This window comes from Caulobacter sp. FV2ye17ST (assembly GCF_058680955.1).
In genome coordinates, this window is record NZ_CM178727.1 from 335,848 (window position 1) to 362,194 (window position 26,347).

General features: G+C 67.2%; 26 protein-coding genes and 2 pseudogenes. 17 read left to right on the top strand and 11 right to left on the bottom strand.

Features of this window, described 5'->3' with window-relative positions; translation table 11 throughout:
* Positions 1-7 precede the first annotated feature (7 nt).
* On the top strand, positions 8-487 hold the full coding sequence (locus ACW17V_RS01625) for a GNAT family N-acetyltransferase (RefSeq protein ID WP_492107162.1): 480 nt from the start codon (positions 8-10) through the stop codon (positions 485-487).
* Here ACW17V_RS01625 and ACW17V_RS01630 read toward each other — a convergent pair.
* Positions 484-1,752 carry an MFS transporter gene (locus ACW17V_RS01630; protein ID WP_492107163.1) on the bottom strand — a complete coding sequence of 423 codons (1,269 nt, stop codon included), beginning with the start codon at positions 1,750-1,752 and terminating at the stop codon, positions 484-486. The two genes, ACW17V_RS01625 and ACW17V_RS01630, sit on opposite strands and share 4 nt — an antisense overlap.
* 197 nt (positions 1,753-1,949) lie before the next feature.
* On the opposite strand from ACW17V_RS01630, the gene ACW17V_RS01635 reads away from it, so the two are divergent.
* From ACW17V_RS01635 to ACW17V_RS01660, 6 genes are all read left to right on the top strand, one after another.
* The gene (locus tag ACW17V_RS01635; protein WP_492107164.1) at positions 1,950-2,474 is read left to right on the top strand and encodes a GNAT family N-acetyltransferase; all 525 of its coding nucleotides are present in this window, start codon (positions 1,950-1,952) and stop codon (positions 2,472-2,474) included.
* Between the two features lie 48 nt (positions 2,475-2,522).
* Positions 2,523-3,098 (top strand): DUF1285 domain-containing protein, encoded by a 576-nt coding sequence (locus tag ACW17V_RS01640; RefSeq protein WP_492108718.1) that lies wholly within the window; start codon positions 2,523-2,525, stop codon positions 3,096-3,098.
* Positions 3,095-3,745 carry a CoA pyrophosphatase gene (locus tag ACW17V_RS01645; RefSeq protein WP_492107165.1) on the top strand — a complete coding sequence of 217 codons (651 nt, stop codon included), beginning with the start codon at positions 3,095-3,097 and terminating at the stop codon, positions 3,743-3,745. The genes ACW17V_RS01640 and ACW17V_RS01645 overlap by 4 nt, the downstream gene beginning before the upstream one ends.
* A 94-nt stretch (positions 3,746-3,839) precedes the next feature.
* Complete coding sequence (locus ACW17V_RS01650) at positions 3,840-5,093, top strand: CCA tRNA nucleotidyltransferase (RefSeq protein WP_492107166.1); 1,254 nt, start codon at positions 3,840-3,842, stop codon at positions 5,091-5,093.
* Entirely contained in the window at positions 5,093-5,824 is a 732-nt protein-coding gene (locus ACW17V_RS01655; protein WP_492107167.1) for a type 1 glutamine amidotransferase, read from the top strand. Before ACW17V_RS01650 ends, ACW17V_RS01655 begins: the two co-directional genes overlap by 1 nt.
* A 33-nt stretch (positions 5,825-5,857) precedes the next feature.
* A complete protein-coding gene (locus ACW17V_RS01660; RefSeq protein WP_492107168.1) occupies positions 5,858-6,499 on the top strand; it encodes an Isoquinoline 1-oxidoreductase subunit in 642 nt (213 codons plus the stop codon).
* A 7-nt stretch (positions 6,500-6,506) separates the two neighbouring features.
* Here ACW17V_RS01660 and hemF read toward each other — a convergent pair whose 3' ends face one another.
* Complete coding sequence (gene hemF, locus ACW17V_RS01665) at positions 6,507-7,379, bottom strand: oxygen-dependent coproporphyrinogen oxidase (protein ID WP_492107169.1); 873 nt, start codon at positions 7,377-7,379, stop codon at positions 6,507-6,509.
* A 58-nt stretch (positions 7,380-7,437) separates the two neighbouring features.
* Positions 7,438-7,899: a tRNA (cytidine(34)-2'-O)-methyltransferase gene (locus ACW17V_RS01670; RefSeq protein ID WP_492107170.1), complete on the bottom strand. Its 462-nt coding sequence runs from the start codon at positions 7,897-7,899 to the stop codon at positions 7,438-7,440.
* 201 nt (positions 7,900-8,100) lie between these two features.
* Here ACW17V_RS01670 and petA point away from each other — a divergent pair, with 201 nt between their 5' ends.
* From petA to ACW17V_RS01685, 3 genes are read left to right on the top strand one after another with little or no spacing between them, the layout of a single operon-like run.
* On the top strand, positions 8,101-8,652 hold the full coding sequence (gene petA / locus ACW17V_RS01675; protein WP_492107171.1) for a ubiquinol-cytochrome c reductase iron-sulfur subunit: 552 nt from the start codon (positions 8,101-8,103) through the stop codon (positions 8,650-8,652).
* Between the two features lie 5 nt (positions 8,653-8,657).
* A complete protein-coding gene (locus ACW17V_RS01680) occupies positions 8,658-9,935 on the top strand; it encodes a cytochrome b (RefSeq protein ID WP_492107172.1) in 1,278 nt (425 codons plus the stop codon).
* A 5-nt stretch (positions 9,936-9,940) separates the two neighbouring features.
* On the top strand, positions 9,941-10,786 hold the full coding sequence (locus tag ACW17V_RS01685; protein WP_492107173.1) for a cytochrome c1: 846 nt from the start codon (positions 9,941-9,943) through the stop codon (positions 10,784-10,786).
* 22 nt (positions 10,787-10,808) lie between these two features.
* Here the strand turns inward: ACW17V_RS01685 and ACW17V_RS01690 are convergent, their stop codons facing one another.
* Positions 10,809-11,606: a hypothetical protein gene (locus tag ACW17V_RS01690; protein WP_492107174.1), complete on the bottom strand. Its 798-nt coding sequence runs from the start codon at positions 11,604-11,606 to the stop codon at positions 10,809-10,811.
* 160 nt (positions 11,607-11,766) lie between these two features.
* Between ACW17V_RS01690 and ACW17V_RS01695 the strand changes: the two genes are divergently transcribed.
* The 3 genes and pseudogenes from ACW17V_RS01695 to ACW17V_RS01705 form a co-directional block, all read left to right on the top strand.
* Positions 11,767-12,345: a DUF1579 domain-containing protein gene (locus ACW17V_RS01695; protein ID WP_492107175.1), complete on the top strand. Its 579-nt coding sequence runs from the start codon at positions 11,767-11,769 to the stop codon at positions 12,343-12,345.
* A gap of 425 nt (positions 12,346-12,770) precedes the next feature.
* Positions 12,771-13,196, top strand: a pseudogene (locus ACW17V_RS01700) (MCP four helix bundle domain-containing protein); the annotation flags it as partial.
* A gap of 117 nt (positions 13,197-13,313) precedes the next feature.
* Positions 13,314-14,651: pseudogene (locus ACW17V_RS01705) on the top strand (methyl-accepting chemotaxis protein); the annotation flags it as partial.
* Between the two features lie 58 nt (positions 14,652-14,709).
* Here the strand turns inward: ACW17V_RS01705 and ACW17V_RS01710 are convergent.
* The 3 genes from ACW17V_RS01710 to ychF all read right to left on the bottom strand — a co-directional run bounded on the left by ACW17V_RS01710 (position 14,710) and on the right by ychF (position 17,237).
* Entirely contained in the window at positions 14,710-15,387 is a 678-nt protein-coding gene (locus ACW17V_RS01710) for a dienelactone hydrolase family protein (protein WP_492107176.1), read from the bottom strand.
* On the bottom strand, positions 15,387-16,070 hold the full coding sequence (locus tag ACW17V_RS01715) for a dienelactone hydrolase family protein (RefSeq protein WP_492108719.1): 684 nt from the start codon (positions 16,068-16,070) through the stop codon (positions 15,387-15,389). The genes ACW17V_RS01710 and ACW17V_RS01715 overlap by 1 nt, the downstream gene beginning before the upstream one ends.
* A gap of 66 nt (positions 16,071-16,136) precedes the next feature.
* Positions 16,137-17,237 carry a redox-regulated ATPase YchF gene (ychF, locus tag ACW17V_RS01720; protein ID WP_492107177.1) on the bottom strand — a complete coding sequence of 367 codons (1,101 nt, stop codon included), beginning with the start codon at positions 17,235-17,237 and terminating at the stop codon, positions 16,137-16,139.
* Between the two features lie 119 nt (positions 17,238-17,356).
* Between ychF and ACW17V_RS01725 the strand changes: the two genes are divergently transcribed.
* The 4 genes from ACW17V_RS01725 to ACW17V_RS01740 all read left to right on the top strand — a co-directional run bounded on the left by ACW17V_RS01725 (position 17,357) and on the right by ACW17V_RS01740 (position 22,667).
* On the top strand, positions 17,357-18,187 hold the full coding sequence (locus tag ACW17V_RS01725; RefSeq protein ID WP_492107178.1) for a pirin family protein: 831 nt from the start codon (positions 17,357-17,359) through the stop codon (positions 18,185-18,187).
* Between the two features lie 67 nt (positions 18,188-18,254).
* Positions 18,255-20,162 (top strand): glycoside hydrolase family 2 protein, encoded by a 1,908-nt coding sequence (locus ACW17V_RS01730; protein ID WP_492107179.1) that lies wholly within the window; start codon positions 18,255-18,257, stop codon positions 20,160-20,162.
* A 124-nt stretch (positions 20,163-20,286) separates the two neighbouring features.
* Positions 20,287-21,492 carry a saccharopine dehydrogenase family protein gene (locus ACW17V_RS01735; protein ID WP_492107180.1) on the top strand — a complete coding sequence of 402 codons (1,206 nt, stop codon included), beginning with the start codon at positions 20,287-20,289 and terminating at the stop codon, positions 21,490-21,492.
* Positions 21,493-21,494: 2 nt separating this feature from the next.
* On the top strand, positions 21,495-22,667 hold the full coding sequence (locus ACW17V_RS01740; protein ID WP_492107181.1) for a carboxynorspermidine decarboxylase: 1,173 nt from the start codon (positions 21,495-21,497) through the stop codon (positions 22,665-22,667).
* A 3-nt stretch (positions 22,668-22,670) separates the two neighbouring features.
* Here ACW17V_RS01740 and pth read toward each other — a convergent pair whose 3' ends face one another.
* The 4 genes from pth to ACW17V_RS01760 all read right to left on the bottom strand — a co-directional run bounded on the left by pth (position 22,671) and on the right by ACW17V_RS01760 (position 26,300).
* Entirely contained in the window at positions 22,671-23,291 is a 621-nt protein-coding gene (gene pth, locus ACW17V_RS01745; protein WP_492107182.1) for an aminoacyl-tRNA hydrolase, read from the bottom strand.
* 94 nt (positions 23,292-23,385) lie between these two features.
* Positions 23,386-23,982 carry a 50S ribosomal protein L25/general stress protein Ctc gene (locus ACW17V_RS01750; RefSeq protein ID WP_492107183.1) on the bottom strand — a complete coding sequence of 199 codons (597 nt, stop codon included), beginning with the start codon at positions 23,980-23,982 and terminating at the stop codon, positions 23,386-23,388.
* A 154-nt stretch (positions 23,983-24,136) separates the two neighbouring features.
* Entirely contained in the window at positions 24,137-25,189 is a 1,053-nt protein-coding gene (locus ACW17V_RS01755; protein WP_492107184.1) for a hypothetical protein, read from the bottom strand.
* A 172-nt stretch (positions 25,190-25,361) separates the two neighbouring features.
* Positions 25,362-26,300 (bottom strand): ribose-phosphate pyrophosphokinase, encoded by a 939-nt coding sequence (locus ACW17V_RS01760; protein WP_062143447.1) that lies wholly within the window; start codon positions 26,298-26,300, stop codon positions 25,362-25,364.
* Positions 26,301-26,347: the final 47 nt, after the last annotated feature.

The following is a 26,347-nucleotide window of genomic DNA, read 5'->3' on the forward strand; positions in this document are numbered from 1 at the left end:
CCGCCTCATGCCCGTCACCATCCGCCCGGCCGTCGCCGCCGACAGCGCGCTGATCCTGCAGTTCATTCGCGATCTGGCCGAGTATGAAAAGCTGCTGGATTCGGTGGAGGCGACGGAAGGCCACGTGACGGTGGCGCTGTTCGGCGACAATCCCCGGGCCTTTGCCGACATCGCCGAGATCGATGGCGCGCCTGTCGGCTTTGCGCTGTGGTTCTACAATTTCTCGACGTTTGTCGGCCGGCACGGGATCTATCTGGAGGATCTGTTCGTGCGGCCGGAGGCGCGGGGCAGCGGCGCGGGCAAGGCCCTGCTGGCCAATCTGGCCCGGCGTTGCGTGGACGAGAACCTGGGCCGGCTGGAATGGTCGGTGCTGGACTGGAACGCGCCGTCCATCGCCTTCTATGACAGCCTGGGCGCCGCGGCGCTGGACGAATGGATCATCCGGCGGATGACCGGCGACGCCCTGCGCAAGCTGGCGGGGGTCTAGTCCAGCCGGTCGGCCTTGCGCAACTCCGGGAACAGCCAGGCCCAAAGGCCCGTGACGCCCAGCGCGCCGAGGCCGCCGAACACCGCCGCGCCGACCGGACCCATGAACCAGGCCGCCACGCCGCTTTCGGCCTCGCCCAGTTCGTTGGAGGCGCTGATGAACACGCCCGAGACGGCGGCGACGCGGCCGCGCATGGCGTCGGGGGTGACGATCTGCACCAGGGTCTGGCGGACATAGACGCTGAGCATGTCGGCCCCGCCCAGCAGGGCCAGGGCGCCGACCGAAAGCCACATGACCTGCGAGAGGCCAAAGACCACCGTGGCCGCGCCGAACACCGCCACGCCGGCGAACATGATCGGGCCGGCCTTGCTGCGGATCGGGTTGCTGGCCAGATAGATCGCCACAAGGGTCGCGCCGACGGCGGGGGCGGCGCGCAGCAGGCCAAAGCCGCCGGGGCCGACGTGCAACACATCCTTGGCGAAGACCGGCAGCAGGGCGGTCGCCCCGCCCAGGATCACCGCGAACAGGTCCAGCGAGATCGAGCCGAAGACGATCTTGTTGTTCCAGACATAGGACAGCCCCTCCTTGATCAGCTCCAGGCGCGAGCCGGGCTGGGTTTCGGGCTTGGTGTTCTGGCGGATCATCAGGGCCATGATCGCGGCGGCCAGATAGAGGACCAGCGCCGCGCCGAAGGCCAGGGACGGGGAATGGATCAGCAGCAGGCCGCCGATGGCCGGGCCGATGATCGAGGCGCTCTGCCAGGCCAGCGAGTTCCAGGCGATGGCGCGGGGCAGCAGGGCGCGCGGCACCAGCATGGGCCCCAGGGCGCTGCTGGCCGGCGACAGAAAGGCGCGACTGGCCCCGAACATCACCGAGACGGCGAACACCGGCCACAGGGCGTGCGATCCGGTCAGGGCCAGGAACAGCAGGACGCCCGCGCTGACGGCGTCCACCGCCAGGCTGACGGCGACGATCAGCTTGCGGGTGCGGCGGTCGGCGGTCTCGCCGGCGATCAGGGTCAGGGCCAGCAGCGGCAGGAACTGGGCCAGGCCGATCATGCTGACCAGAAAGGCCGACTCGCCGACCGACCGGGTCAGGCGGGCGATGGCGTAGACCTGCCAGCCCAGGGCAACCGACTGGATCTGCACGCCCAGGGTCGAGATGAACCGCTCGACCCAGAACAGCATGAAGTCACGTTCCCGCAACAGGGCGCGGGTAGAGGTGTCGGGAGCGGGTTCGTCGGTCGGGGAGGGGAGTTCGGACATTGGCGCGCACCATACTGGCGCTTGCCGGCGTCGCAACGTTATTGACCTGACGGAGGCTTGGCCCTACAGCGCCCGCGAGTTGTCGAGAGGTCCGGCCATGCGCCAGCGACGAATGACGCGCGAACGCGCCACGATCTGAAGCCCTCCCGCGCCTTCGCGTCGGGAGCCCCCGACGACCTTTCGCATTCCGAAGGCTGATGACCGCCATTTCCCCTGTTTCCAATGCTTCGGTTTCCACCCCGCCGCTCGTCCTCGAGACGCCCGCGATGGAAGCCGCCGTCACCGCCCTGATCGACCGGGTGTTCGGCCCTGGCCGCTTCGCCAAGGTTTCCGAGCGCCTGCGCGAGGGCAACCGCCTGCTGGCCGATTGCTCGTTCGTCGCGATGCGCGACGGCAAGCCCGTCGGCTGTGTGCGCATGTGGCCGGTGACGATCGGCGGCGAGTCCGTCGCGTTCCTGGGCCCTCTGGCCGTCGATCCCGACGAGCGCAGCGTCGGTCTTGGCCAGACCCTGGTCGAGAGCGCCTGCGGGGCCGCGCGGGCGGCCGGCTGGAAAGCCGTGCTGCTGGTCGGCGACGCGCCCTATTTCACCCGCGCGGGCTTTTCGGCGGCGCATACTGCGGGTGTCGCCATGCCGGGGCCCGTCGATCAGCGTCGCGTGCTGCTCAAGCCCCTGATCGAGGGCGGCGACCAGGGCCTTTCGGGTATGGTGGCGGTCGCCTGAGACGTTCCGCCGCTTGAGCCGGGCGGCGGCATGGCCTACCTGAAAGCCATGACCGCCGATCCTCCCAAAGCCGGGCTAGAGGGCGTCGCCGCGGCCGCCAAGGCTGCGGGCGAGCGCGGCCTGCCGCCCGTGCATCTGTGGCATCCCGCTCATTGCGGCGAAATCGACATCCGCATCCGCAAGGACGGGGTGTGGTTCCACGAGGGCACGCCGATCGGCCGCGAGGCGCTGGTGCGGCTGTTTTCCACCGTGCTGCGGCTGGATCCCGACGGCTATCACCTGGTCACGCCCGTCGAGAAGATGAAGATCACGGTCGAGGATGCGCCCTTCATCGCCGTCCGTGTGGACCGAGTGGGCGACACCCTGCGCTTCGAGACCAATGTCGGCGACGTGGTCGAGGCAGGCCCCGACAACATCATCCGTGTCGAGATCGATCCGGCTACAGGCGAGCCCCGGCCCTATCTGCACGTCCGGCGCGGGCTGGAGGCCCTGATCGCCCGGCCGGTGTTCTATGAGCTGGCCGAGATGGCGACGCCGCGCGAGACGGCGGACGGCGCGGTGTTCGGGATCACCTCCAACGGCGCCTGGTTCCCGATCGCGCCGGCCGGAACGGTCGCCGCATGACGCCGCAACAGCGCCGTGACTGGATCACCAGCCGTCTGGACCCGGTCGAGCACTATAATCCCAGCCTGGCCGATCCGGTGCGCTCGGACTTCGACCTCAATCCCGGCCTGACGTTCGACAACCCCCACGCCCTGCGTCCCGCCGCCGTGCTGGTGGGGCTCATCGAGCGCGAGGAGGGTCTGACCGTGCTGCTGACCCGCCGGTCCGATACGATGCGCAGCCATACCGGCCAGATCGCCTTTCCCGGCGGGCGCTGCGATCCGGGCGAGACGCCGTGGGTCACCGCCCTGCGCGAGGCCCAGGAAGAGGTGGGGCTGGATCCGAAATTCGTCACCCTGTCGGGCCTGCTGCACGGCTATCAGACGGTGACCGGATTTCATGTCACGCCGGTGGTCGGTTTCATCGATCCGGCCGCCGAGTTCGTCGCCAGCCCCGAAGAGGTGGCCGACGTCTTCGAGACGCCGTTCGACTTCCTGATGAACCCGGCCAATCACGAGCGCCAGCACCGCGTGACGCCCACCGGCGAGCGGCGCAACTTCTACGCCATGCCGTGGAACGATCGCTTCATCTGGGGTGCGACGGCCGGGATGCTGCGGGCCCTGTATGAGCGCCTGCACGATGAATCCACAGATCAAACCCCTGTTTAGGGCCTATCGCCCGTAGCGGCCGTCACGCTTCCTGCCTAACAATGCCGCCCTTGCTCTTTGGGGGGGCGTTTTGGGTGCGTAGGAGTTCCCGGCTTTGAACACTGAATCGATAGGCATCACGCCCTGGATGGCGCTGCCGGAGACCAAGGCCGTGATCGCGGCGCTGGAAGAGCGCGGCTTCGTCGGCTGCGCGCGATTCGTGGGCGGCTGCGTGCGCAACACCCTGATGGGCAAGCCCATCGACGATATCGACATCGCCACCACCCTGACCCCCGACCAGGTGATCGACGCCCTGGCCCATGCCGGCCTGCGAGCGATCCCGACGGGCGTGGACCATGGCACCGTCACGGCCATCTCGAACGGCCGTCCCTATGAGATCACCACCCTGCGTCGCGACGTCACCACCGACGGCCGCCGCGCCACGGTGGCGTTCAGCCAGGACTGGGGCCAGGACGCCGAGCGCCGCGATTTCCGCTTCAACGCCCTGTATGTCGATCCCGAGGGCCGGCTGTACGACCCGACCGGCGAGGGCGTGAACGACGCGCGCGAAGGCCGGGTGGTGTTCGTGGGCGATCCCATGACCCGCATCCGCGAAGACTATCTGCGCATCCTGCGCTTCTTCCGGTTCTATGCCTGGTACGGCAAGGGCGAGGCCGACCAGAAGGCCCTGGCCGCCTGCAAGGCGCTGAAGGGCATGGTCTCGGGCCGCGCCGCCGAGCGCACCCAGAAGGAGCTGATGAAGCTTCTGGCGTCTGACGATCCGCGTCCGGCCCTGCGGCTGATGGCGGCGACCGGCGTGCTGGGCTCGATCCTGCCGTTCGTCAAATCCCTGGCCCGCTTCGACAGCCTGCTGGCCATCGAGACCGAGCAACTGTTCGAGAACGATCCCGATCTGCGGCTGGCCTCGCTGATCCCCGACGACCCCCAGGTCGCCGAGCAGATGTCCGAGCGCCTGCGCCTGCCCAACAACGTCAGGGACCGTCTGGTCGACGCGGTGGGCAAGAACCCGCGCATCGTCAGCTGGATGAGCCCGCGCGAGGCCCGCCGGTCGATCTACGCCCTGGGCGTGCGCACCTTCTGCGACCGGATCAAGCTGGCCTGGGCGGGCTCTGGCCGTCCGGTCACCGCGCCGCAGTGGCGGGGCCTGCTGGCCATGGCCGAGACCTGGACCCCGCCGCCCTTCCCGCTGTCGGGCGACGAGGTGATGCAGGCCGGCGTGCCCAAGGGCCCGATGGTGGGCGACGTCATGCGCGAGATCGAGATCTGGTGGATCGACCAGGACTTCATCGAGGACAAGTTCAGCGCCATCGAACGCCTGAAGGCGGTGGCCCAGGGCATGGCCTACTGATGCGGATCGGCCTGCTGGAGACCGGCGCGCCGCCGGAGTCGCTTCAGCCGGCCTTTGGCCGCTATGGCGGCATGTTCCAGACCCTGCTGGGCCCTGATCACGCCTACACGACCTATGACGTCCAGGCCGGCCAGCTGCCCGGCGCGCCGGACCAGAACGACGCCTATCTCATCACCGGTTCGTCGGCGGGGGTCTATGAAGACCTGCCGTGGATCGCGCCGCTGTCGGACTTTCTGCGCGCCGCCCGGGGGCAGGTCCCGCTGGTGGGCGTGTGTTTCGGCCATCAGATCATGGCCCAGGCGTTCGGCGGTCAGGTGGTCAAGTCCGACAAGGGCTGGGGCGTAGGCCTGCACCGCTACGCCGTCGAGCGGCCGCAGAGCTGGACAGATGCGGCGAGCGTCGCCATCCCCGCCTCGCACCAGGATCAGGTGGTGACCCTTCCGCCCTCGGCCACCGTGATCGGCGGCAGCGCCTTCACGCCCTATGGCCTGCTGTCGTATGATGATGCGCCCGGGCGGAAAAAGGGGGCGATCTCGATGCAGTTCCACCCCGAGTTCGACCCGGCCTATGCGGCGGCCCTGATCGAGGCCCGGCGCGGGACCCGCTATACCGACGCGCAAGCCGACGCCGCGATCGCCACGCTGGCCGCGCCCAACGACCGCTCGCGCGTGGGCGGCTGGATCGGGGCCTTCCTTCGCCAGGCCGCCGGGGGCGAGGCAACCGGGCGCTAGCTTGAGCGTTGCTGCAGTGAGGGAGACCCTGTCATGCGCGCCGCCACCGTCATCGCCGTCCTTGGCCTCGCCCTCGCGGGCGGCGCCGTCATCACCGCCGTCAACGCCGCGCCGGAGACCGCAGGGCCCGCGCCGGCGTCGCTGAGGGCCGCCGCCACCTTTGTCTCGATCAAGGACCCCGCGGCCCGGTCGGTGGCCCTGTTCCAGGAAGCCGGCAAGGTCATCCAGAGCCCGCGCTGCATGAACTGCCACCCGGTGGACCGCCGCCCGACCCAGGGCGACGACATGCACCCGCACAATCCGCCGGTGGCGGGCGGCCAGAGCGGTCACGGCGTTCCCGGCCTGCCGTGTCTGTCATGCCACGGCGTCGCCAATGTCCCGACCTGGGGCGAGAAGATCCAGAGCATTCCCGGCGATCCGAAATGGGCGCTGGCCCCGGTCGAGATGGCCTGGCAGGGCAAGTCGCTGGGCCAGATCTGCGCCCAGATCAAGGATCCCGCCCGCAACGGCGGCAAGACCCTGGACCAGATCCACCATCACATGGCGGAGGACCATCTGGTCGGCTGGGGCTGGAATCCGGGCGCGGGCCGCACCCCGGCGCCCGGGACCCAGGCTCAGTTCGGCGAGATCATTCGGGCCTGGATCGACACCGGGGCCAAGTGCCCGAAGGCGTGATTTAGCCTTACGGCCACTTCACCGTCGGCGGCATCGAGCTGAGGATCGACTCAACGTTGCCGCCGGTTTTCAGGCCAAACATCGTGCCCCGGTCGTAGAGCAGGTTGAACTCCACATACCGCCCGCGCTGCACCAGCTGCTGCTCGCGCTCGTCCGCCGTCCAGGCCTCGCCCATGCGCCGGCGCACCAGCTGCGGATAGATGTCCAGGAAGGCCTTGCCGACGTCCTGGGTGAAGGCGAAGTCCCGCGACCAATCGCCGCTGTCGTGATGGTCGTAGAAGATCCCGCCGATGCCGCGCGGCTCGTTGCGGTGGGGCAGGAAGAAGTACTCGTCGCACCAGGCCTTGTACTTGGCGTGCCAGTCGGGGTGGTGCGCGTCGCAGGCCCGCTGATAGGCGGCGTGGAAGTCGATGGCGTCGGGAAAGTCCTGCTGGCGCTGATAGCCGAGCAGGGGTGTCAGATCGCCGCCGCCGCCAAACCAGCTCTTGGTCGTGGCGATGAAGCGGGTGTTCATGTGCACCGCCGGCACGCGCGGATTGGTCATGTGGGCGATCAGGCTGATCCCCGTGGCGAAAAATCGGGGGTCGTCGTCCGCGCCCGGCATCGACTTGGCCATTTCCGGCGTGAAGGTCCCAAACACCGTCGAGCAGTGGACGCCGACCTTTTCGAACAGGCGGCCGTGCATCATCGACATGACGCCGCCGCCGCCGGCCGCGCGATCCCACGGCTTGCGCTCGAAGCGGCCCGGCTGGCCCGGATAGAGGTCGGCCGGAGCCTCGTCTTCCAGGCGCTCGAATTCCGCGCAGATCTGGTCGCGCAGGGTTTCAAACCAGCCGCGGGCGCGGGTCTTCTTGTCGTCGAGATCGGAAACGTCGGTCATGGCAGCCGATTAAGCGCTTGGCGCGCGCGGTGCAAATCCGGGGTTCTGCGTAAGGCGCTCACGCCTCGAAGAAGCCGTTCGTCTGCCGCAGCGCCTCGCCCAGCGCCATGGCGGCGGTCGTCGCCAGATTCATCGACCTGGCCTCGGGCCGCAGCGGGATCACCAGGCGGCCTTCGGCGGCGGCATGGACCTCGTCGGGCGCGCCCCGGCTCTCATTGCCAAATAAAAGCGTGTCGCCGGGCTGAAACTCAAATTGGTGAAAGGGTGTCGCGCCCCGGGTGGTGAACAGCAGCAGCCGACCCTGGGTTCTTTCGGGCGCGGCGAGGAAGGCATCCCACGAAATGTGCCGTTTCATATGGGCCAAAGGGCCATAGTCCAGCGCCGCCCGCTTGAGACTTTTGTCATCCAGGGGAAAGCTGCATGGCTCGATCACATCCAGACCGGCGCCAAAACAGGCGGCGAGGCGGATCGCGGCGCCGACGTTTTGAGGAATGCCTGGTTGAAAAAGCGCGAGACGCATTCTAAGCGAACACCACAAGGCTAGCAGGGACATTCCTGCGAATCGAAAGGGCTTGCGGACTCGGTCCGCGCGTCCGATAGGACGATCCAACCGTCGCCTTGTGGCGGAGATCCGTTCGCGGGTCGAGAAAGATACGGCGCCGAAAGGTGCTTCTCCTGGCCGGCCGGCTTCCCGGCGCGGCGGAATCGAAGGGTGACTTAGGTGGCCGACACCGCGTTGGGCGCAACGACCGAGCCGGAGCATGGGGCTGACCCCAGCCGGCGCGACTTCATTTACATCGCGACGATCGCGGCCGCCGCAGGCGCCGGCGCTTCGCTCGTGTGGCCGTTCGTCGATCAGATGAACCCGTCAGCCGATACGCTGGCGCTGGCCTCGACCGAATTCGACCTGACCAAGGTCGCCGACGGTCAGCAGGTCACGCTCAAGTGGCGCGGCAAGCCGTTGTTCGTGCGCAACCGCACGAAGGCCGAGATCGCCGCGGCGGTTAAGGACGACACGGCGGCGCTGAAGGATCCGCAGACCGACGCCGAGCGGGTCAAGCCGGGCAAGGCCCAGTGGCTGGTGCTGATCGGTTCGTGCACGCACCTGGGTTGCGTGCCCACCTTCGGCGGCGGCGACTACGGCGGCTGGTTCTGCCCCTGCCATGGCTCGCACTACGACACCTCGGGCCGGATCCGTAAGGGTCCCGCGCCCCTGAACCTCGCGGTTCCGGAGTACGAGTTCCTCACCGACACCAAGGTCAAGATCGGTTAAGCGAGATGAGCGGACATTCGACCTATCAACCGAAGACCGGTTTCGAGCGCTGGCTCGACGCCCGTCTGCCCATCGTGCGCCTCGGCTACGACAGCTTCGTCGACTACCCGACGCCGCGTAACCTCAACTATTGGTACACGTTCGGCGGCATTCTGTCGCTGTGCCTGGCCTCGCAGCTGATCACCGGCATCATCCTGGTGATGCACTACAATGTGGGCGACGCCTTCAACAGCGTCGAGCACATCATGCGCGACGTCAGCTACGGCTGGCTGATCCGCTACATGCACGCCAACGGGGCGTCGATGTTCTTCATCGCCGTCTACATCCACATGTTCCGCGGCCTCTATTACGGATCCTACAAGGCTCCCCGCGAAGTGCTGTGGATCCTGGGTTGCGTGATCTACCTGCTGATGATGGCCACCGCCTTCATGGGCTACGTCCTGCCCTGGGGTCAGATGTCCTTCCACGGCGCCGTCGTGATCACCAACCTGTTCGGCGCCCTGCCGATCGTGGGTCCGGCGATCACCACCTGGCTGTGGGGCGGCTTCGCCGTCGACACGCCGACCCTGAACCGCTTCTTCTCGCTGCACTATCTGCTGCCCTTCATGATCGCGGGCGTCGTGATCCTGCACATCTGGGCGCTGCACGTGGTCGGCCAGAACAACCCGACGGGCGTGGATCCGAAGTCGAAAGCCGACACCCTTCCCTTCACCCCGTACGCGACGGTGAAGGACGGGTTCGCGATGAGCGTCTTCCTGATCCTCTTCGCCTTCTTCGTCTTCTACATGCCCAACGCCCTGGGCCACGCCGACAACTACATCCCGGCCAACCCGCTGGTGACGCCCGCGCACATCGTTCCGGAATGGTACTTCCTGCCGTTCTACGCGATCCTGCGCGCCGTGCCGGACAAGCTGATGGGCGTGCTGGCCATGTTCGGCGCCATCGCCTGCCTGTTCGCCCTGCCTTGGCTGGACACCTCCAAGGTGCGCTCGATGCGCTACCGCCCGACCGCGAAGCTCTATTTCCTGATCTTCGTCGTGGCGTGCTGCATCCTGGGCCTCTGCGGCGCCAAGCTGCCGGACGATCAGGTCATTCCGCACCTGACGACGTTCAAGTTCATCGATGCCGACCTGAACAGCTTCGTGTGGCTGAGCCGCGTTTCGGCGCTCTACTACTTCGCCTTCTTCCTGGTGATCCTGCCGATCCTGGGTCTGAAGGAAACGCCTCTGCCGGTGCCGGACTCGATCGCGTCCCCGGCGCTGTCGCCTGCTGAGAAGGGCTGATCCAGATGCTGCGCAAACTCTCCATCATCGCAGCCGTCGCGGGTCTGATGGTCGGCGGCCAGGCCCTGGCGGCCGGTCACCCCCACGCGCCCAAGACCGTCGCCTGGTCCTTCAACGGTCCGTTCGGCACCTTTGATCAGGCCCAGCTGCAACGCGGCTACAAGGTCTATCGCGAGGTCTGCTCGGCCTGCCACGCGATGCACCTGGTCAGCTTCCGTAACCTCGGCGACAAGGGCGGCCCGTTCTGGAGCGCCGAGCACACGAACCCGAACGACAACCCGTGGGTCAAGGCGATCGCCAAGGACTACGAGGTCGCCGATATCGACTCGGAAACCGGCGATGCGATCAAGCGTCCGGCCACCAGCGCCGACCGCTTCCCCTCGCCGTTCGCCAACGAGGCGGCCGCTCGCGCCAACAACGGCGGCGCCCTGCCGCCGGACATGTCGCTGCTGGCCAAGGCCCGCACCGGTGGTCCGGACTACATCTACTCGCTGCTGACCGGCTATGAGGAACCCCCGAAGGGTCTGAAGGTCGGCGCTGGCCAGCACTACAACCCCTACATGGCCGGCGATCTGACCGCCGCCTGGTCGGGTCCGCACGACAAGGTTCCGGCTGGTGGCTTCATCGCCATGGCCGCGCCCCTGAAGGACGGTCTAGTCACCTTCGACGACGGCACCAAGTCGACCGTCGACCAGCAGGCCAAGGACGTCTCGGCCTTCCTGATGTGGGCTGCCGAGCCCAAGCTGGAAGAGCGCAAGAAGATGGGCTTCGTGGTCATCCTCTATCTGCTGCTGTTCTCGGGCCTGCTCTACGCCAGCTACCGCAAGGTCTGGAAGAACGAGTCGCACTGACCGTTCGGAGCTGCCGAAAAGATCAGGGCCTGGCGGTGACGCCGGGCCCTTTTTCTTTGGGCTCAAGCCGGGCGGGCGTCAGCCACAGCCGGCCGGCCTGGGCGTCGAGGCGCAGGCGATAGTCCGACAGGATCGCCACGCCGACCGCCCCGGCCACACCGGGCGGCAGGTCGCCGGCCCGCACGGCGGCGACGCGCTGGCGCAGGCGGCCGTCCAGCGACAGGCCGGCCAGCACGCCGGCGGGCTTCTGGCGCGGCCCATCGGCGTCGCCGCGCGCCCGCACCCCGCCGTTCGAGGCCGTATCGAGGGCGAAGGCCCCGGTCAGGCTGGAAAATCCGTCCGAGGCCGTGGCCTGCACCGTCGGCACGCCGCCCACCAGGGTCACGGGCAGGGCGCGTCCGTCGGGCCCCTGGGGCGAACCCGGGGCCTCCAACCGCAGACGGCAGGGCGCGAAGTCGATGACCACCACATAGCGGTCCAGGATATCGGCCCCGATCACCCCGGCGATGGGCGCGATGAAGCCGACGCCGCGATAGTCGAGGTCGCTGACCAGGATCGGCGCGGCCTCGACCCTCTGTCCGGCCAGCCGCACCGGCAGGGTGAGGTCGAGCTCGGCATAGCCGCTCATCTGGGCCTTGGTGTTGTGCAGCAGGGTGCGCGGCGCCGACAGGTCGATCACGAAGTCGCCGGTCATGTCGGCGATGGCGGCCGGGGCGACGACCGCCCCGTTCTCGAACCAGCACGCCGTCTCGCCGGCCACGGCGGGGCCTGCCGCCGCCAGCGACAGGATCAACAGCAGGGCGGTGGCGGAGCGGCGCATGCGGTGATCCTAGCCAAGCCTTGCGCGCTCGGCGACCGGCGTGAGCATGCGCCAGTCCCGATTGCGCTGAAATGCCTGATGGCGGTCGCTCCGTTCCGTCGGCATTGACAAAAAGGACTTTGAATATCAAAGTTAGTGAATTCCATCCCGGAGATCGCTGATGTCCCGTCCCTTCGCCGCCTGCCTCGCCGCCTTGATCCTGACGGCGGCCGTTCCGGCCTTGGCCCAGATGCCGCCCGACCCCGCGCCGCGCCTGGCCGCCCAGAAACAGGCGATGGGCAGGCTGGCCATGATGGACGGAGTCTGGCGCGGTCCGGCCTGGACCACCCGCGCCGACGGCGGCAGGCACGAGATCACCCAGACCGAGCGCATCGGCCCGCTGCTGGACGGCACGGTGAAGGTGCTGGAAGGGCGCGGCTACATGGCTGACGGCGCGACGGGCTTCAACGCCCTGGCCGTCATCTCCTATGAGCCCTCGACCGAAGCCTTCACCCTGCACTCCTACGCCATGAGCCAGAAGGGCGACTTCAGTTTGAAGCCCACGGCGGACGGCTATGTGTGGGAGATTCCGGCCGGACCGATGGTCATTCGCTACACCGCCGTCATCAAGGGCGACGCCTGGCGCGAGATCGGCGAGCAGATCATGCCGGGCCGTCCACCGGCGCAGTTCTTCGAGATGAACCTCAAGCGGGTCGGCGACAGCGCCTGGCCGACCGCCGGGGCGATACCGCCCAGATAGCGTGAGCCTGGGCCCGACGATCGACGATCGACGACCGGCAATCGCCATGGCGTGAACGCCGTGAGCGCGCGACGAAATATCACTGTTCTAGATTATTTATAACGATGGTAAATGCTCAATCTGAGCGGATGTAAATTTAAATAATGGAGATAAAATTCATGTATATCTCCGATTATGAGCCGGCAAAGTTGTAATGAAATTGCTTTCCTATACGCGACGGATCGTCACGCGGGAGCCGGAAATGATCATAATCAGGTCTCTATAACTGGGATGAGGGTCTCTGATTATTAGAAATTAGGAAGACGTTAGGAGCTCAGCGAGCACTGGTCGCATCACGCGTTCCTGTAAAGAAAAGAGCCATCATGTTGTCGAACCTGAAGATAGGCGAGCGGCTCGTCATCGGCTTCGGCATGATCCTCCTGATGATGGCTGGCATTGGCCTGGTCGCTCAGACCCGCGTCAATGCGATCGACCGCAGCCTCACAACGATCAACGACGTCAACAGCGCCAAACAGCGGTTCGCCATCAATTTCCGCGGCAGCGTGCATGACCGCGCCATCAGCCTGCGCGACGTCATCCTGGTCAGCGACGCTGGCGAGCTTGACGCGGCCATCGCCACCATAGAGCGCCTTGAGGCGGCCTATGACAAATCGGCCGGTCCGCTCGATGAGCTCATGGCCAAGGGCGTTGGCGTGACCCCCGATGAGACCGCCATCCTGGACAGCATCAAGGCCACGCAGGCCAAGGGCCTGCCGCTGATCTCGGAAGTGATCCGACTACAGAAAGCCGGTGAACCTGACGCCGCCAAAGCGCTTCTGATGCAGGGCGCAAGGCCCATGTTCATGGTCTGGCTCAAACAGATCAATCAGTTCATCGACCTGCAAGAGGCGAAGAACAAGCAGATCGGGTCCGAAGTCCACGACATGTCGGCCGGCTTCGTTTGGCTGAACATCGCGATCTGCGGCGGGGCGTTGATCCTGGGCGTCGCCGTCGCGGCGTGGTCCGTCCGCGCCGTCAAGCCGCTCGGCGCCCTGACAACGGTGATGGGCAAGCTCGCCTCGGGCGACCTGTCTGTCTCCGTCCCGTCCCTGGGAGGCAAGGACGAGGTCGGCGAGATGGCCAGGGCCGTGCAGGTCTTCAAAGAGGCCGGCGCCAGGACCATTCGCCTGGAGCAGGACAATGCTGATGCGCGTCAGATGACCGAAAGTGAACGCGCGGCCCGCCAGAAGGCCGACGCTGAAGTGGCCCGGACACAGGCCTTGGTCGTCGAGGCTGTCGCGTCGGGCCTGGAGCAACTCTCCGCCGGCAACCTTGTCTATCGCCTGACCGCCAGCTTCGCGCCTGAGTACGAGAAGCTGCGCGCCGATTTCAACGCCGCGATGACGACCCTGCAGGACACCATGAAGATCGTGTCCGGCAATACCGCCACCATCCAGGCGGGCGCTGCCGAGATCTCCGCAGCGTCACAAGACCTGTCGCGCCGGACCGAGCAGCAGGCGGCCAGTCTGGAAGAGACCGCCGCGGCGCTGGATCAGATCACCGCCACCGTGCGTAAGACCGCCCAAGGTTCAGAACACGCTCGCACCGTGGTCGGCCTGGCCAAGTCCGCCGCCGAACACTCCGGCGACGTGGTCCAGAACGCGGTCGCCGCCATGGGCGGGATCGAAAAATCCTCCCAAGAGATCAGCCAGATCGTCGGCGTGATCGACGAGATCGCTTTCCAGACCAACCTCCTGGCCCTGAACGCCGGCGTTGAAGCGGCGAGAGCCGGCGAGGCCGGTCGCGGCTTCGCCGTTGTCGCCCAGGAAGTCCGGGCCCTGGCCCAGCGGTCGGCCGGCGCGGCCAGGGAGATCAAGACACTGATCTCCAACTCGGACCAGCAGGTGAAGGCCGGCGTGGAACTGGTCGGTGAGACCGGCAAGGCCTTGAGCCGGATCGTGGTTCAGGTGGGCGAGATCAATGACATCGTCGTCGTGATCGCCGCGTCCGCCCTGGAGCAGGCCACCGCCCTGAACGAGGTCAATTCGTCCATCAACCACATGGATCAGGTGACCCAGCAGAACGCGGCCATGGTTGAGGAGGCCACCGCCGCCAGCCTCAGCATGTCGCAGGAAGCCGAAGGACTGGCGCGCGTCGTTGGCCGCTTCGAGGTCGGCCAGGACTCCCCGGCCCACAGGGGCGCCGCCCGGAAGCCCTCGCGCGCTTCAGCTCCCATATCGGTCATGAAGACCACGGGCTTCGGCGGCGCCGCGCGCAAGACCGCGCCGATGGCGCACGCCGGCGCCGACAGCTGGAAAGAGTTCTAGAGCGCCTGCTGCGCTGAGGGCGTCAATCGGGTCGGCTCGATCGAGCCGGCCGCTTCGCTCAGGCCTCGCCGCGGTTGCCGCCGCCGCGCTGGAACAGCTGCAGGGTGCGCAGCATGGCCAGCCGCGCGCTGTCGGCGTGGTAGCCGTTAGGGGCCACGAAGGCGTGGCCGGCGTCGTACAGCCAGACCGGCAGGTCGGGGTGGGCGGCCCGGATGGTCTCGACATCGGTCATCGGGATCATCGGGTCGGTCTTGCCGAAATGCAGGGCGGTGGGGACGGCCGGAACCTCCCCGATAAACTGTACGACGTCGCCGCCGTAAAAACTGGATACGCCCGACAGACCTTCGCAGCGGGCGGCGGCCAGCCAGGCGGTCGTGCCGCCATAGCAGAAGCCCATGGCGAACACCGGACCCTCCAGGGCCCCGATACAGGCCTGAACGCGGGGCAGGGCGCTCAGGCCCCAGCCGGTGGCCCGCCCCATCGCCATGCGCTGGTCCAGGATCGCCGGCTCGGTATTGGCCTCCGGAAAGGGCGCGTCGGCGGCGTCGAACAGGGCCGGGGCGATCACCTCATAGCCCTGCTGGGCTAACGTGTCGGACAGCTCGCGGATGTGGGGCGTCACGCCCCAGATGGCGTGCAGGATGACCAGGCCGCCGCGCCGGGCGTCCTGATGCGGCGCATGCCAGGCGCTGAACGGCGCGCCGTCGCGCGTGGCCAGGGCGATGCGCTCGCCCATCAGGCCGCGCCGTGAGCCAGGAACAGGTCCAGGGTCCGCTGGCGCGCCGCCTGCGCGTCGGCGAGGTCGGAGTCGGGCCGACCGTCATTGTTGAAGCCATGACCGCTGGCCTCGTAGATATGCACCGCCACCTCGGGGTGGGCGGCGGCGATCGCGGCCTTCACCTCGTCGGCGGGGATATGCGGATCCTTGCGGCCCAGATGGACGATGACCGGGCAGGAGAGGGCGAACTTCGCCATGCCCGCCACCTGGCCGCCATAGTAGCTGGCGGCGGCCGACAGGCCCTTGCAGCGCGACGCCGCCAGCCAGGCCATGGTGCCGCCGTAGCAGTAGCCGACGATGAACACCGGGCCGCGCGGGGCCAGGAAGTCGATACAGGCCTGGATGTCGCCCATGGCGTTTTCGGGACCGTTGGCCTTGGCGTATTTCACGCCGGCCTCGAACCCGGCCGGATCGTGGTCGGCGACGAAGCCCAGTTCCTGACGATCGAACATCGCGGGCGCGACCACCTCGAAGCCGAGCTCGGCCCAGCGCGCCACGTCGGCCTGGACGTACTGGTCGAGGCCGAAGATCTCCTGGATCACGATTACCCCGCCCTTGCGCGCGCCCTGCGGGTGCTCGTGAGCGGCGGTGAAGACGAAGCCGTCATGGACGGCGGTCAGGGTCAGCCGGTCGGTGGTCATCCGCGTGCGTTCCTTGCCGATATGAAAACGGCCGGGACGTTTCCGCACCGGCCGTTTCGAGGTGTTCTAGACGTTGAACCGGAAGTGCATCACGTCGCCGTCCTTGACGACGTATTCCTTGCCTTCGGCCCGCATCTTGCCGGCTTCCTTGGCGCCGTTTTCGCCGCCCAGCTTGATGAAGTCGTCAAAGGCGATGGTCTCGGCGCGGATATAGCCCTTTTCGAAGTCGGTATGGATGACGCCGGCCGCCTGCGGGCCGGTGTCGCCGACGTGGATGGTCCAGGCGCGGGCTTCCTTGGGGCCGACCGTGAAATAGGTCTGCAGGTCCAGAAGCTTGTAGGCCTCGCGGATCAGGCGGTTCAGGCCCGGCTCTTCCAAGCCCAGGGTTTCCAGGAACTCGGCGCGCTCCTCGGCGTCCAGCAGGGCGATCTCGCTCTCGATCTGGGCCGAGATGACGACGCTCTTGGCATTGTCCTTGGCGGCGCGTTCGGCGACGAGGTCGGAGAATTTGTTGCCCTTGTCGGCGCTGCCTTCGTCGACATTGCAGACATAGAGCGCCGGCAGCGAGGTCAGCAGCTGCAGCATGTGCCACGCCTTCTCGTCATCGGCGTCGATCTTGGCGGCGCGGGCCGGGCGGCCTTCGCGCAGCAGGGCCAGGGCGATATTGGCCAGGCGCAGGGTGTTGGCGCTTTCCTTGTCGGCGCCGACCTTGGCGCGCTTTTCCAGGGCGGGGACGCGCTTTTCCAGGCTTTCCAGGTCGGCCAGCATCAGCTCCATCTCGATGATCTCGAGATCGCTGATCGGGTCGATGCGGCCCTCGACGTGGACAATGTCGCCGTCCTCGAAGCAGCGGGCCACGAAGGCCACGGCGTCGCAGTCGCGGATATTGGCCAGGAACTGGTTGCCCAGGCCCTCGCCCTTGGACGCGCCGCGCACCAGGCCGGCGATGTCGACGAAGGTGATGCGGGCCGGGATGATTTCCTTGGAGCCGCTGATCTTGGCCAGGGCGTCCAGGCGCGGCTCGGGCACCGCGACCTCGCCGGTATTGGGCTCGATCGTGCAGAACGGATAGTTGGCGGCCTGGGCCGACGCCGTCTGGGTCAGGGCGTTGAACAGGGTGGACTTGCCGACATTGGGCAGGCCGACGATGGCGACTTTAAGGGCCATGGATCTCTCGTGAATTTCGTTGGCCGCGACCTAGCACGGATGATCGGGAAGACGAAGTGGCGGGCCTTGAACCAACTGTAACCGCATCCGATATCAAAGGCGCAAAAAGGAGCCGTCAGATGACCATTCGACCCGTCGTGAAGATCGTGAAGGGCGTTCCCGCCTCGGACGGCGACGGCGTGCGCCTGACCCGGATGCTGGGCACGGCGGAGGCCCAGATGTTTGACCCGTTCCTGATGCTGGACTGTTTCGACAACGACCAGGCGTCCGACTATATGGGCGGCTTCCCCGACCATCCGCATCGCGGCTTCGAGACCGTGACCTACATGCTGGAAGGCCGGATGCGGCACCGCGACAACACCGGTCGCGAGGGCGTGATCGGTCCCGGCGGCATCCAGTGGATGCGGGCCGGCAAGGGCATCGTCCATTCCGAAATGCCCGAGCAGAGCGAAGGCCGGATGCGCGGCTTCCAGCTGTGGGTGAACCTGCCCGCGAAGCTGAAGATGAGCGCGCCGGGCTATAGCGAGTTCGAGAGCGACGCCATTCCGGTTGAGGCGCGCGAGGGTGGCGTCTCGGTCAAGGTGATCTCCGGCGTCACGGAGGGCGGCACGGCCGGCCCGATCGGCGGCGGGGCGGTCGACGCGCTCTATTTCGACGTGGTGCTGCCGGCCGGGAGCCGCTTCGAGGAGCCGGTGGGCGCCGATCGCAACGCGATGGTCGCGGTCTATGAAGGTCAGGTCCGTGTGGCGGGCGGCAAGATCGACGCTCTGTCGGGCGTGTTCCTGGGCGCGGGCGATCACGTGGTGGTCGAGGCCGTCACCGACGCCCGCGTGCTGCTGCTGGCCGGCCGGCCCATCGGCGAGCCGGTGTTCTGGCACGGGCCGTTCGTGATGAACTCCCGCGACGAGATCGTGCAGGCGTTCCAGGATTTCCAGAGCGGCAAGTTCTAGGCTGTACCCATACGTCTGACCTGTGCTTCAAAGTGGTAAGGCCACTTTGAAGGCCGGGAGGAACGTTATGGTCAAGGGGCTCGCGGCGCGGGTGCGCCGGGCGCTGGTGGTTTGCGCCGTCAGCATGATTGGTCCCCTGATCGCGCCCATAAGCGCCCTGGCCTCGACCCCGACCCTGACCCGCGCCGATCTGCGCGCCGGCAAGGACCTGTCGGGGGCCTGGCATTACTCGATCGATCCGTATCGTGACGGCCTGCTGGGCTTCCATCGCGGCGCGGCGGGCGAGGGCCATCGGCGCTATGACGACACCGATGTCGACGCCTTCACGCGCGCCAATCCCAACGCGCTGTACGAATACGACATGGACCGGTCGCCCACCGCGACCCTCCCCCAGGCCTGGCTGGCCCATGATCCCGGCCTGCGGCACTATCAGGGGCTGATGTGGTACCAGCGGCGCTTCGAGGCGGCGTTCAAGCCGGGCCAGCGGGCCTTCCTGCGCTTCGAGGCCGTCAACTACACCGCCCGGGTCTATGTGAACGGCAAGCTGGCCGGCGAGCATGAGGGCGGCTTTACGCCGTTTTCGCTGGAGGTCACGGACCTGCTGCGCGACGGCGCCAACCAGGTGACGCTGGGCGTCGACTCGACCGCCCGTGCCGATGGCGTGCCGCCGCCGGTCACCGACTGGGAGAACTATGGCGGCGTCACCCGGCCGATGCGGCTGGTGATCACGCCGGCCACCTTCGTCGACGAGGCCTGGGTGCGCCTGGGCAAGGACGGCCGCATCGCCGCCACCGTGAAGCTGGACGGCGCACAGGCGGCGGGCCAGGCGGTGCGGGTGCGCGCGCCGGAGCTGGGCCTGGTGCTCTCGGGCAAGGCCGGCGCCGACGGCGTCGCCCAGCTGTCGGCCGCCGCGCCCCGGGGCCTGGTCCGCTGGTCGACCGAGACGCCCCGGCTCTATGACATTGTCGTCGAGGCCGGCGAGGACCGCATGGCCGACCGGGTCGGCTTTCGCACCATCGAGACGCGGGGCGACCAGATCCTGCTGAACGGCAAGCCGATCTATCTGCGCGGGATCAGCCTCCACGAGGAGGAGTTCGGCGAAAATCCCGCCCGCACGATCACCGAGGCCGGCGCCCGCGCCCTGCTGACCGAGGCCCGCGACGGCCTGAACGCCAATTTCGTGCGCCTGGCCCACTATCCGCACGCGGAGATCACCACCCGCCTGGCCGACGAGATGGGCCTGCTGGTCTGGAGCGAGATCCCCGTCTACTGGCTGATCGACTTCGCCAATCCGCGCACCCTGTCGCTGGCCCGCGGCATGCTGGCCGACACTATCCGGCGCGACCGCAACCGCGCCTCGATCGTGTTCTGGAGCGTGGCCAACGAGACGCCGGTGGGCGAGGCCCGCAACGCCTTCCTGTACCAGCTGATCGACGATGTGCGGGCCCTGGACGACACGCGCCTGGTCACCGCCGCCCTGCTGTCGGAGCGCAAGACCGTGGATGGCCACCCGCAGATGGGTGTCGCCGATCCGCTGGCCGAGAAGCTGGATGTGCTGGCGGTCAACACCTACAGCGGCTGGTACTCGCCCGACGCCCTGGACGACCTGCCGGCCATCGCCTGGAAGAAGACCGACAAGCCGATGATGTTCTCGGAGTTCGGCGCCGACGCCCTGGCCGGGTTCGAGGACCCCGGGCTGATGCGCAAGTTCAGCGAGGACTTCCAGAAGAAGTACTACGAAAAGACCCTGGAAATGGCCGCGAAGGTCCCGTCGCTGCGCGGCATGTCGCCCTGGATCCTCAAGGACTTCCGCGCTCCCCGCCGCCAGCACCCGATCTATCAGCAGGGCTGGAACCGCAAGGGCCTGGTCTCGCCCACGGGCCGTCGCAAGCCGGCCTTCGCGGTGCTGTCGAACTTCTATCTGAAAATGAAGGGAGACCGCGCGTCGGCGCCGGTGAAGGGCCAGGGAAGGTAGAGAACCGTCGCAGCTTCTGCTTAAGGGGTGTTAGCGGACTCGTTGTCCTCGTGATAAGACCCCCGCCCCCCTCTCGCAGGCGTTCAGACTGTCAGAGGCTATAGGCGCGTTAGGAGAAGCCCAAATGAGCAGGGTGCTGGTTATCGGTGCTGGCGGTGTTGGTTCGGTCGCTGTCCACAAGATGGCGATGAACGCGGATGTGTTTTCGCACATCACGCTGGCCAGCCGCACGAAGTCGAAATGCGACGCCATCGCGGAGTCGGTGAAGTCGCGCACCGGCGTGACCATCGACACGGCCGCGCTGGACGCCGACGACGTCGCCGCCACCACGGCGATGATCAAGGCGGTCAAACCGGCGCTCGTGGTCAATCTGGCGCTTCCGTACCAGGACCTGAACATCATGGACGCCTGTCTGGCGGCCGGGGTGAACTATCTCGACACGGCCAATTACGAGCCGCGCGACGAGGCCAAGTTCGAATATAGCTGGCAGTGGGCCTATCAGGAGCGCTTCCGGGAAGCCGGCCTGATGGCGCTGCTGGGCAGCGGCTTTGACCCCGGCGTGACCTCGGTGTTCGCCACCTACACCAAGAAGCACCTGCTGGACCGGATCGACACGCTCGACATCCTGGACTGCAACGGCGGCGACACCGGCCTGCCGTTCGCCACCAACTTCAATCCCGAGATCAATCTGCGCGAAGTGACCGCGCCGTCGCGGCACTGGGAAAACGGCCAGTGGGTCGAAGGCCCGGCGCTGAGCCACAAGCAGGTGTTCGACTTCGAGGCGGTCGGCCCCAAGAACATGTACCTGATGTACCACGAGGAGCTTGAGTCCCTTGTGAAGTTCTACCCGGAGATCAAGCGCATCCGCTTCTGGATGACCTTCGGCGACTCGTATCTCAAGCACCTGGAAGTTCTGGGCAATATCGGCATGATCAGCATCGAGCCGATGATGTTCCAGGGTCGGGAGATCATCCCGATCGAGTTCCTCAAGGCCCTGCTGCCCGAGCCGTCGTCGCTGGGCCCGATCACCAAGGGCAAGACCAATATCGGCACCATCGCCACGGGGATGAAGGACGGCAAGGCCCGCACCGTCTACATCAACAACATCTGCGACCACGAAGAAGCCTACGCCGAGACCAACAACCAGGCGGTCAGCTACACCACGGGTGTCCCCGCCATGATCGGCGCGGCCCTGATGCTGACCGGCCAGTGGAAGGGCGCGGGCGTCTTCAACATGGAACAGCTGGATCCCGACCCGTTCATGGACATGCTGAACAGGCATGGCCTGCCCTGGAAGGTCCAGGACCTGGCGGCCCCGCTGGCGTTCTAGACATGGAAACCAAGGCCGCTGGCCCCGGCGCTTTCGCCCGCTTTGACCTGACCCGCGTCCCGTCGCCCTGTTTCGTGGTCGACGAGGTCGCGGTGCGGCGCAACTTGGCCATGCTCAAGGCCGTGGGCGACGGCTCCGGAGCCCGGGTGCTGCTGGCGCTGAAGGCGTTCTCGATGTGGTCGCTGGCCGGCGTGGTCGGCGAATATCTGGACGGCGTCTGCGCCTCGGGCCTGTGGGAGGCGCGGCTGGCCCGCGAGTTCTATAGCGGCCACCTGACCACCTACTCGCCGGCCTACAAGCGCGAGGACCTGCCCGCGATCCTGCGGATCTCCGACTCGGTGATCTTCAACACGCCCGACCAGATCGCGCGGTTTGCCGATCTGATCGCCGCGGCGCGAGCGGCGGGCGATGTGTTCGACATCGGCCTGCGCCTGAACCCCGAGCACAGCGAGGCCGAGGTCGCCAAGTACGATCCCTGCCAGCGGGGTTCGCGCCTGGGCTTCCCCGTCTCGCAGCTGCGTCCGGAGCATCTCGAGGGCGTCGACGGCCTGCACATCCATGCCTTGTGCGAGCAGGACTTCGAGCCGCTGCGCCGGATCTGGGAGTCGGTCGAGCCGAGGCTGGAAGGCATGCTGGGCCAGCTGAAATGGCTGAACCTGGGTGGCGGCCACCACGTCACCCGCGCCGACTACCAGACCGCCGACCTGATCGCCTTCCTGGCAGGCATTGGCCAGCGCCACGGGCTGCAGGTCTATATCGAGCCGGGCGAGGCCATCGCGCTCGATGCGGGCATACTGGTCGGCGAGATCCTCGACACCTTCGACAACAGCGTGCCGGTGGCCATCACCGACATCTCGGCCACCTGCCACATGCCCGACGTCATCGAGGCGCCCTATCGGCCGGCGATGCTGGGCGAGGTTGAGGGCGGCGTGACTGTGCGGATCGGCGGCCCGTCCTGCCTGGCCGGCGACATCATCGGCGACTACGGCTTTGCGACGCGGCCGGTCCCGGGCCAGCGCATCGCCTTCCTGGACCAGGCGCACTATTCGATGGTCAAGACCAATACCTTCAACGGCGTGCCCCTGCCGGCTATCGCCCTGTGGAACAGCGACACCGACGCCCTGAAGCTAGTGCGCGAGTTCGACTATGCCGAGTTCCGCGACCGGCTGTCCTGAGGGTCAGCCTTCCGACTTGATGGGCTTCCTGGGATCGGCCTTGGGCGCGGGCGCCAGGCGCAGCACCTCGGCCTGATAGCGCTCGTCGTCGCCGGCCGCGGCGAAGGGCAGGGCGTCGCAGATCGCGTCCAGCAGCGGGTCCAGCCACTGGTGCTCGACCTTGTGGAAGTCGCCCAGCACGTAGTGCATGACCATGGCCTTGTCGCCGGGATGGCCCACGCCGATGCGGCCGCGCCGGAAGGCGTCGCCGACCTGGCTGGTCACCGAACGGATGCCGTTATTGCCCGCCGCCCCGCCGCCGGCCTTCATCCGGAAGCGGCCCGGGGCCATGTCGATCTCGTCGTGGAAGACGATCACGTCGGCCGGCGTCAGCTTGAAGAACTTCATCGCCTCGCCCACGGCGCGGCCGCTCTCGTTGTAATAGGTCTTGGGCTTCAGCAGCAGCAGCTTGACCGGGCCGTTCGGGGTCGAGACCGAGCCTTCGCAGGCCAGGCCCTGGAAGCGCGCGCGCCACGGCCCCGTGCCCCAGCGCCGGGCCAGGGCGTCCACCGCCATGAAGCCGACATTGTGCCGGTTCTTCTCGTACTTGGCCTCGGGATTGCCGAGACCGGCCAGGATCAGCATCGTTTCAATCCAAAGCGGCAAGCGGAAACGAAAAACGGGCGGACCCGAAAGTCCGCCCGTCTCGATATCAGATCGGAGACCCGACCAAAGGCCTTTAGCCTTCGGTGGTGTCGCCTTCGCCCGATTGCGACGCGGCCGAGGCCTTGACGTTGGCGATGACGAAGTCGCGGTCCATGGCGGTCTTGACGCCTTCCGGCAGCTTCACTTCCGAGATGCGGATGACGTCGCCGATGTCGTGGCCGGCCAGGTCGATGACCAGTTCTTCGGGGATCTTGTCGGCCGGGCAGGCCAGCTCGACGGTGTGACGGATGATTTCCAGCGTGCCGCCCTTCTTCAGGCCGACCGAGGTTTCGTGGTTCTTGAAGTGAACCGGAACTTCGATCTTGATCAGCTGGTGCTCGTCGACGCGATACAGGTCGAAGTGGACCGGCTCGTCGGTGACGGCGTGGAATTGCACGGCCTTGGCGATGACCGACTGCTTCTCTTCGCCGTACTGCAGCGTGACCAGGTGGCCCAGCAGCTTGCCGGTGTAGAGCGCCTTGCGGAATTCGTTGCTCTTGACCGCGATGTTCACGGGAGCCTTGCCGCCGCCGTACAGGACGCCGGGGACCTTGCCGCTGCGGCGGGTTTCGCGAGCGCCGCCGGTGCCGGCGCGGTCGCGGAGTTCAACGTTCAGAATGATGTCAGCCATGGTGTTCTCTCTGGAGAGCCGGTGCTCTCGAAATGCGAAATCGCCGCACAGGACTGGATTGTCCCGCTCGGTCGACGTTTTTAGGGTGGGGCTACATACACAGAAGGGCCGGACGATGCAACGTCCGGCCCTTCCAGGGTTTTCTGGAGAACGCCTAGTTCTTGGCGGCCGGCTTCTTGACGCTGGCCTTGGCCTTCTTGGAATTGCGGCCGGCCCCGCCGCCCTGGGCGATCGAGGTCTTTTCCGGCAGGGCGCGCGGCGGGGGCGGCGGCTCGACCGGCATCGGGGTCCCCGAAGCCTTGATCACGCACTGGCCGGTGTCCATCAGGACGTGCTGGCCCAGGCAGAAGACGTCTTCGTAGTGCGGCTTGGACACGGCCAGGCACTGGTACAGGTTCAGCTTGCCCATGTTCAGGCACATGGCCGAATTGGGTTCGGCCATCACCGCCTCGATGGTGGCCAGGTTCTCGTCGCCGGCCGCGCCCAGCGCCGCCAGGGCGGCCACGGCCAGGCCGCGAATGACCGCCGGCGAATAGGGCGCCGAGGCCGAGCGCGGGGTCAGGGCCAGGGGCTGGGCGCCGACCGAGGCCTGTTGCAGGGCGGCGACGTCGCTGGTGTCGCCCAGGGCCGGGATCGCCGACATGGTCTTGGCATAGGCCAGGCGGGCGTCGCGGTCCGGCACCGAGGCCTTGGACCAGGACGAGTGCTGCACGTCATAGGCGGCCTGTTTGACGGCCTTGCCGGCGACGAAGACCTTCAGGCCCTCGGCGCCGAGGGTGTCCATGATCAGGCCGGCGGCGGTGTCGCTGCCCTTGAAGCCGACGGCATAGGCCGGATCGGCGACCAGCTGGGCGATCACCTGCTGGCGCTGGACCGGATCGACAGCGAAGCTGCGCACGGCGCCGACATAGGCCGGATCCTGCAGGGCGATGACGGCGGCATAGGCGATGACGCCCGACAGCAGCTGCTTGGGCTCATAGGCCACGCCCACCTTGAGCGAGGACTGGATCTGTTCGCCGTTCTGGAACTTGGGGTCGATCGCGCCGGCCCGGGCCATGTAGCCGCGATAGGCGCTGGCGCGCTCGACCAGCACATTGGACAGGGTGATCGGCGGCGGCGCGGGCGGTGCGACGACCACGGGCGGCGGCGGGGGAGGCGGGGTTTCGCAGCCGGCCACGACAGTGGTCAGCGCGACGGCGGCCGTCATCAATACGGCGCGCGCACGCGAAAAGATGTGCATTGCGGGCAACTTCCCCATGGGTCTGATTTTCGCGAATAGCATCCGCGACGGGCGATATTGTGACACTCAGCCCGTTAACCAGCCTTTGACAAGCGTGGCCGCAAGCGGCTTCGCCCAAAGGGTGAGAAGATCGGGGAGATCAGTCGAACAGCTTGGAGACCGACTCTTCGTTGGCGATCCGTCGGATTGCCTCGCCGATCAGCGGGGCGCACGACACATAGCGGATCTTGGGGCAGGCCTTGACGGTGTCCGACGCCTCGATGGAGTCGGTGACCACCAGCTCGGTCAGGACCGAATTGGCGACCCGCTCGGCGGCCGCGCCCGACAGCACCCCGTGGGTGACATAGGCGCTGACCGAGACCGCGCCCTGGGCGACCAGCGCGGCGGCGGCGTTGCACAGGGTGCCGGCCGAGTCGGCGATGTCGTCGAACAGGATGCAGCGGCGGCCCGAAACGTCGCCGATGATGTTCATCACCTCAGACTGGCCGGGGCCCGAGCGGCGCTTGTCGACGATGGCCAGGTCGGCGTCGTTCAGACGCTTGGCCAGGGCCCGGGCGCGCACCACGCCGCCGACGTCGGGCGAGACCACCATCAGGTCGTCGCCGATCGAATAGTTGCGGATGATGTCGTCGGCCAGCAGGCGCGAGGGCAGCAGGTTATCGGTCGGAATGTCGAAGAAGCCCTGGATCTGGCCGGCGTGCAGATCCATCGTCAGGACGCGGTCGGCGCCCGAGCGGGTGATCAGGTTGGCGACCAGCTTGGCCGAGATCGGCGTGCGGCCGCCGGTTTTGCGGTCTTGGCGGGCATAGCCGAAATAGGGGAGGACGGCGGTGATCCGCTTGCCCGACGCGCGCTTCAGGGCGTCGATGCAGATCAGCAGCTCCATCAGGTTGTCGTTGGCCGGATAGCTGGTCGACTGCAGGACGAACACATCCTCGCCGCGCACATTCTCGTCGATGGTGACGAACACCTCCAGGTCGGCGAACCGGCGCACCTGGGCGCGGGTCAGCGGCATGTCGAGATACTCCGCAATCGACTGGGACAGCGGGCGGTTCGAGTTGCCGGACAGCAGCTTCATGGGGGCGCTCGGAGCAGGGGGTGTCGCGTTGCGGGGCTTCTAGCAGT

What these genes read in the sequence shown, in the direction of transcription:
- ACW17V_RS01750 (WP_492107183.1), bottom strand. Translation starts at nt 23,982, where the DNA reads ATGGCTGACATCATTCTGAACGTTGAACTCCGCGACCGCGCCGGCACC.
- ACW17V_RS01715 (WP_492108719.1), bottom strand. Translation starts at nt 16,070, where the DNA reads ATGACCACCGACCGGCTGACCCTGACCGCCGTCCATGACGGCTTCGTC.
- ychF (WP_492107177.1), bottom strand. Translation starts at nt 17,237, where the DNA reads ATGGCCCTTAAAGTCGCCATCGTCGGCCTGCCCAATGTCGGCAAGTCC.
- ACW17V_RS01755 (WP_492107184.1), bottom strand. Translation starts at nt 25,189, where the DNA reads ATGACGGCCGCCGTCGCGCTGACCACTGTCGTGGCCGGCTGCGAAACC.
- ACW17V_RS01730 (WP_492107179.1), top strand. Translation starts at nt 18,255, where the DNA reads ATGGTCAAGGGGCTCGCGGCGCGGGTGCGCCGGGCGCTGGTGGTTTGC.
- ACW17V_RS01670 (WP_492107170.1), bottom strand. Translation starts at nt 7,899, where the DNA reads ATGCGTCTCGCGCTTTTTCAACCAGGCATTCCTCAAAACGTCGGCGCC.
- pth (WP_492107182.1), bottom strand. Translation starts at nt 23,291, where the DNA reads ATGCTGATCCTGGCCGGTCTCGGCAATCCCGAGGCCAAGTACGAGAAG.
- ACW17V_RS01740 (WP_492107181.1), top strand. Translation starts at nt 21,495, where the DNA reads ATGGAAACCAAGGCCGCTGGCCCCGGCGCTTTCGCCCGCTTTGACCTG.
- ACW17V_RS01625 (WP_492107162.1), top strand. Translation starts at nt 8, where the DNA reads ATGCCCGTCACCATCCGCCCGGCCGTCGCCGCCGACAGCGCGCTGATC.
- ACW17V_RS01725 (WP_492107178.1), top strand. Translation starts at nt 17,357, where the DNA reads ATGACCATTCGACCCGTCGTGAAGATCGTGAAGGGCGTTCCCGCCTCG.
- hemF (WP_492107169.1), bottom strand. Translation starts at nt 7,379, where the DNA reads ATGACCGACGTTTCCGATCTCGACGACAAGAAGACCCGCGCCCGCGGC.
- ACW17V_RS01695 (WP_492107175.1), top strand. Translation starts at nt 11,767, where the DNA reads ATGTCCCGTCCCTTCGCCGCCTGCCTCGCCGCCTTGATCCTGACGGCG.
- ACW17V_RS01690 (WP_492107174.1), bottom strand. Translation starts at nt 11,606, where the DNA reads ATGCGCCGCTCCGCCACCGCCCTGCTGTTGATCCTGTCGCTGGCGGCG.
- ACW17V_RS01655 (WP_492107167.1), top strand. Translation starts at nt 5,093, where the DNA reads ATGCGGATCGGCCTGCTGGAGACCGGCGCGCCGCCGGAGTCGCTTCAG.
- ACW17V_RS01635 (WP_492107164.1), top strand. Translation starts at nt 1,950, where the DNA reads ATGACCGCCATTTCCCCTGTTTCCAATGCTTCGGTTTCCACCCCGCCG.
- ACW17V_RS01735 (WP_492107180.1), top strand. Translation starts at nt 20,287, where the DNA reads ATGAGCAGGGTGCTGGTTATCGGTGCTGGCGGTGTTGGTTCGGTCGCT.
- ACW17V_RS01760 (WP_062143447.1), bottom strand. Translation starts at nt 26,300, where the DNA reads ATGAAGCTGCTGTCCGGCAACTCGAACCGCCCGCTGTCCCAGTCGATT.
- ACW17V_RS01645 (WP_492107165.1), top strand. Translation starts at nt 3,095, where the DNA reads ATGACGCCGCAACAGCGCCGTGACTGGATCACCAGCCGTCTGGACCCG.
- ACW17V_RS01685 (WP_492107173.1), top strand. Translation starts at nt 9,941, where the DNA reads ATGCTGCGCAAACTCTCCATCATCGCAGCCGTCGCGGGTCTGATGGTC.
- ACW17V_RS01710 (WP_492107176.1), bottom strand. Translation starts at nt 15,387, where the DNA reads ATGGGCGAGCGCATCGCCCTGGCCACGCGCGACGGCGCGCCGTTCAGC.
- ACW17V_RS01640 (WP_492108718.1), top strand. Translation starts at nt 2,523, where the DNA reads ATGACCGCCGATCCTCCCAAAGCCGGGCTAGAGGGCGTCGCCGCGGCC.
- ACW17V_RS01660 (WP_492107168.1), top strand. Translation starts at nt 5,858, where the DNA reads ATGCGCGCCGCCACCGTCATCGCCGTCCTTGGCCTCGCCCTCGCGGGC.
- ACW17V_RS01680 (WP_492107172.1), top strand. Translation starts at nt 8,658, where the DNA reads ATGAGCGGACATTCGACCTATCAACCGAAGACCGGTTTCGAGCGCTGG.
- ACW17V_RS01630 (WP_492107163.1), bottom strand. Translation starts at nt 1,752, where the DNA reads ATGTCCGAACTCCCCTCCCCGACCGACGAACCCGCTCCCGACACCTCT.